Annotated in this window: 1 protein-coding gene; it reads left to right on the top strand. The window is 61.2% G+C overall.

Annotated elements, in window-relative coordinates; all coding sequences use genetic code 11:
* On the top strand, positions 1-835 hold an 835-nt coding region (locus FNJ47_RS46290), incomplete at both ends, for an IS630 family transposase (protein WP_163163473.1).

Below are 835 nucleotides of genomic sequence, written 5' to 3'. Positions count from 1 at the left end.
GCACCGGACGGCCGAAGGCGACGCTGACGATTTCGAGTGACGAACGTACGCAACTCACGGCCATCACGCGGTCGCGCTCGCTCCCTGCGGCGCTGACGCTGCGGGCAAAGATCGTGCTGGCCTGCGAACGTGAACCGAGCAATGTCATCGTGGCGACGCGGCTTGGTGTCGGCCCTCATACGATCGGCAAATGGCGCAATCGCTTCATCGCAGATCGGATCGAGGGACTCTACGACGAGATGCGTACCGGCAGGCCTCGCACGGTTGAGGATGAGGCTGTGGCCGAGATGATCACCAAGACACTCGCTCAGCCCAAAGCCGCAACCCATTGGAGCGTGCGCGCCATCGCCAAAGAGACGGGCATTGCCAAGAGCACCGTTCATCGCTTGTTCCAACTCTTCGGGCTGCAGCTTCACCGCACTCGCAGCTTCAAACTCTCGACCGACCCCTTCTTTGTCGAGAAGCTACGCGATGTGGTCGGGCTCTATCTCAATCCGCCTGACAAGGCCGTGGTGCTTTGCGTCGATGAGAAGAGCCAAATTCAGGCCCTCGAACGAACCCAGCCCATGCTTCCTATGGGGTTCGGCTACATCGAAGGCGTCACCCACGACTACGAGCGTCATGGCACAACCACTCTGTTCGCCGCCCTTAACGTGCTCGACGGCGCAATCATCGCTCAATGCAAACCCCGCCATCGTCACCAGGAGTTCCTCGCCTTCCTGCGCCACAGCGAAGCTAACGTGCCGCCCCAACTGGACATCCATCTCGTCGTCGATAACTACGCCACCCACAAGCATCCCAAGGTCAGGACCTGGCTCGCCCGACGCCCGCGTGG

The sequence above is a fragment of the Bradyrhizobium uaiense genome, from assembly GCF_010811875.1.
GTDB classification, from domain to species: Bacteria; Pseudomonadota; Alphaproteobacteria; order Rhizobiales; family Xanthobacteraceae; genus Bradyrhizobium; species Bradyrhizobium uaiense.
This window is presented reverse-complemented; position numbering and strand designations above follow the sequence as displayed.